This window comes from Pseudomonadota bacterium (assembly GCA_027624715.1).
In the GTDB taxonomy this organism is placed as follows: Bacteria; Pseudomonadota; Gammaproteobacteria; order Burkholderiales; family Eutrophovitaceae; genus Eutrophovita.
Genome location: JAQBTV010000030.1, coordinates 1 through 4,163 on the forward strand (window position 1 = coordinate 1; position 4,163 = coordinate 4,163).

Here is a 4,163-nt window from a genome sequence, read left to right on the forward strand (position 1 = left end):
CTCCGAGCATACCTCCAAGAAGCCTCATATCCTTTCTAAGTACGTATTCCTTACGCGAGGGTTTCTTCGTTTTAACGTACTTGTTCATATGTCACCCATACTTAACTATCGCCCTTAGCGACTTGTCGTGCCACAGATAATTCCAACTGCACTTTTGACTCTTTTAAACGGTTCATTCTTCGGTACAAAACAGAAAGTTCATATGCCACTTCTGTATTGGCCTCCAACGCGTCACTTGCCCGAAAATAACCAGACACCAGATGGTATGGCTATAAACAAATTACATAACGCAATAAAGGTAGAAAACTTAGTGCGCTGAAGTTTTCTAGATAATTCCGAGTCCTCAGCCGAGGAGCGAAAATCATCAAGATCATCTATTCACATCAGAATTTTTTATTCCAAATTCTATTGATCTATCAAGAAAAATCCCCCTTATTTTTTTAATTCTAACGACATAAACCAATCTTCAAGACTTTGAATCATCGCCTTACCTGCATCTTGACAGACAAAAACGGTTGTTACACCTCTGATGAGCGCCTCATGGGCAATAGCAGAGTGATTCACGAACAATGGGATAGCTGTCAACTTTGTCTCTCGCCCCTTAAACTGAGCCAAAATATTACCTATTGATCGCCGGCTAGTAGCAATCCATGCGTCAAGCCCAGCATCCAGTTGGTCCAAACCCTCCAATTGACTTATATCTCGAATATCCAATCGACGATAACACGCATAGGTTTCGACTTTGGCTCCCTCGCGCTCTAATGATTGTTCTAAGCGCCCATCCCCCCCTTCACCATTGACTACTAACACCGTAGCATTGGACAAATCTAAAAGATCTCGCAGGCCTTTCACAAGTGCATGAGCACCACCCTGCCCCTCGGCAAAGAACGCCTCAAAACCTTCAGCCATAATTTTATCCGCAGTAGCACGACCCGCAGCGGCAATCAATACATTTCGAGAACCCTCTATCAATCCCATAACTTTTGCCCAACCCATCTCAACCGACGTAGGGCTCACAAAAATAATGGCATTGTATGTTGCTGCCAAACTAATTGGATCACGTGGCAACTCGATAATATCAATGGCGGGGCAAAGCAATGCTCGTCCCGCTCGAGTCTCTATTTGTTTCATAAGGTACTCAGCTTGCGCCCGAGGCCTTGCGATCAAGATTCTTCTGTCCTCTAAAGACTTCACCTCCACGGTATAAGCCTATTCAATTCCATCAAGAAGCCCTCGAGCGCCCAGGGAAATCAACTCGTTAACCAGTTTTTGACTCAGGCGCATAGCACCATCTTTATTTTTTTCGTCTCGTCCCTCCACCCTCAGGCATTTCGATCCGTCTGGCGCCGCCACAAAGGCACTCATTTCAAGATCGCTCCTTGAGAAGCGGGCATAGGCCCCCAACGGAGTCCTGCATGAACCCCCCAATGATCGGGAAATAAAGCGTTCTGCCTCCACACATACCCTAGTTGGCTCGTCGTCTAACCTGCTTAATAAATCACGCATGTCCTGTCGTTGCTCCAGACACTCAACTCCCAAAGCCCCTTGTCCTGCGGATGGGATGCTGACATCAACTGGCAAATATTGAACAATTCGCTCTCGAAGACCTAGTCTTTCTAATCCAGCTGCAGCCAAAATGATGCCATCAAACCGACCTTCATCGAGTTTTCGCAAACGCGTTTGGACATTCCCTCTCAATGGACGCACATTTAACCCAGAAAATTGGTTTCTTATTTGACTCTCCCGCCTAACGCTGGATGTCCCGATGACCCCGCCCTTCGGAACTTCATTCAGATTCTGGTACTTTGAAGAAATGAACGCATCCCTAACATCTTCACGATCTAAAATGGCCGATATGCAAAAATCCTGCAGAAGATCGACGGGTACATCTTTCATCGAATGAACCGCGATATCTGCCCGTCCATCGAGCATCGCTTGCTCCAACTCTTTAACAAACAATCCCTTACCACTAGATTCAGCGAGAGACGCTTCTAATCTTTGATCGCCCTCGGTTGTCATACCAAGGATATCCACTTGTAACTTCGGCTCAGCTTTCAATAGCAAATCTTTTATTCTATTTGCCTGCCATAGCGCTAATGCGCTCTCTCGAGTCGCGATAACCACTTTACTCATTCTAATCGCTTCCAGTTCGTCAACCAAAATATGCAAGTTTGAGTGACAGTAATCAGGCTGGCACTTCGGGTTTGTTAACTCGAGCACTACACCATCATCAGTTAACCTAATCATACCTCACCAAGACCACCTTACTCGTCCACAAGTGCGAAATATTATTTTTCGTTATATGCTTACTGACAAATACGCTTATATTCCTTCAAAACCACTAAAATATTCATATTCGTTTAAGGAAATAAACATAAAATTAATTTATGAGTGATAAAGATAAAAAAAGTAGTCAAACTGCTTGGTCCGGTCGATTCGACGAACCCGTGGACGAAATCGTCAAAAGATATACGGCTTCCGTCGACTTTGACTATCAACTTGCTGAATATGATATTGAGGGTTCAATCGCACATGCCGAGATGCTGTGTGAACAGGAAATAATTAGCGATGCAGACCTTCATGATATTAAAAGAGGCCTTATCCAAATCAGAACCGAGATCCATAACGGCGACTTTAATTGGTCAATCGACTACGAAGACGTACACCTCAACATTGAGCACCGCCTCACCGAATTAATCGGAGACGCTGGGAAAAAGCTTCACACCGCACGATCAAGAAATGATCAAGTTGCAACTGACATAAGACTCTACGTCAGAGACCAAGTAGATTTAATAATTAAATTGATACATCAATTTCAATCGAATCTCCTGAATCTTGCAGAACAGCATGTCCAAACAGTCATGCCTGGCCTCACTCACCTACAGGTTGCTCAACCCATCTCTTTTGCACATCATTTAATGGCCTATTTTGAGATGACCAAGCGTGATGCAGAACGATTTCATGATCTACGCAAAAGAGTAAATCGACTTCCTCTAGGCTCGGGAGCTCTTGCTGGCACCACTTTTAAGATTGATCGATTGAGTGTTGCTAAAAAACTTGGCTTTGATGGTGTGTGTGAAAATTCTTTAGACGCCGTATCCGATCGTGATTTCGCAATAGAGTTTTGTATTGCGGCGGCCCTACTGATGACACATCTATCGAGATTGTCGGAAGAACTCATTCTTTGGATGAGCCCACAGTTCAATTTTATTGAAATAGCAGATCGCTTTTGTACTGGTTCGTCAATGATGCCTCAAAAGAAAAATCCGGATGTCCCAGAGTTGGTGCGTGGGAAAACCGGTCGAGTCTATGGACATGTCGTTTCACTACTCACCTTAATGAAAGGCCAACCACTTGCTTATAACAAGGACAACCAAGAAGATAAAGAACCATTGTTTGATACAGCGCAAACTATTCGCGACACACTTTTAGTCTATGCCGATATGCTGACAGGCATTACCGTGAACAAACAGGCCATGCGCGATGCAACTGCACGAGGGTTTGCAACAGCCACTGATCTCGCTGATCATCTCGTACGACAAGGTCTTCCCTTTAGGGAGTCACACGAAGTTGTTGCGAAAGCAGTAAAGACGGCCAGCCAACAGAATGTAGATATTATCGATTTAACCATAGAGGAGCTTCAAAATATATCGCCACTGATCAGCAAAGAAATGGTGGGGCTGCTATCGCCAGAGCAAGCTCTGGAGAGCCGTAACCATATTGGAGGCACTGGGTCGCAAGCCGTCATGTCTGCCATCTCAAACGCTCGAAAACTTATTGCGTAAACATCCAATCCCTTATTAAACATCTAAAGAATTAATATGACCATATCTAAAAAAAATATCAGATTGGCGGAATTTTTTGGCTGTTTCGGGCTGATTGCTTTCGCACTATTCCTTCAACACTCCAAAGGACTGGCACCTTGTCCGATGTGTATCTTGCAACGATATGCGTTTATTCTCATTGGCGTGACCGCCCTAATTTCTCTACCTTTTTCCACAAAGAAGTTTCTTTCACAAATATCCTCTTGGCTCATCATCCTAATTTCGGGACTTGGATCTGGCGTTGCCCTGCGGCATGTCTGGCTTGAACACAACCCACCAGAGATATTTGATTGTGGCGCAGACCTCGGCTTTGTAGTAGACACATTCCCATTAGCGGAG

General features: G+C 44.5%; 4 protein-coding genes. 2 read left to right on the top strand and 2 right to left on the bottom strand.

Annotation, left to right across the window (positions count from 1 at the left end):
* Positions 1-432 precede the first annotated feature (432 nt).
* Both O3A65_08880 and hemC read right to left on the bottom strand, forming a co-directional pair.
* Entirely contained in the window at positions 433-1,194 is a 762-nt protein-coding gene (locus O3A65_08880) for a uroporphyrinogen-III synthase (protein MDA1332572.1), read from the bottom strand.
* A gap of 15 nt (positions 1,195-1,209) precedes the next feature.
* The gene (gene hemC, locus O3A65_08885) at positions 1,210-2,247 is read right to left on the bottom strand and encodes a hydroxymethylbilane synthase (GenBank protein MDA1332573.1); all 1,038 of its coding nucleotides are present in this window, start codon (positions 2,245-2,247) and stop codon (positions 1,210-1,212) included.
* Positions 2,248-2,387: 140 nt separating this feature from the next.
* On the opposite strand from hemC, the gene argH reads away from it, so the two are divergent.
* Complete coding sequence (argH, locus tag O3A65_08890; protein MDA1332574.1) at positions 2,388-3,785, top strand: argininosuccinate lyase; 1,398 nt, start codon at positions 2,388-2,390, stop codon at positions 3,783-3,785.
* A 36-nt stretch (positions 3,786-3,821) separates the two neighbouring features.
* The coding region (locus O3A65_08895; protein MDA1332575.1) for a disulfide bond formation protein B at positions 3,822-4,163 on the top strand (342 nt) is incomplete at its 3' end.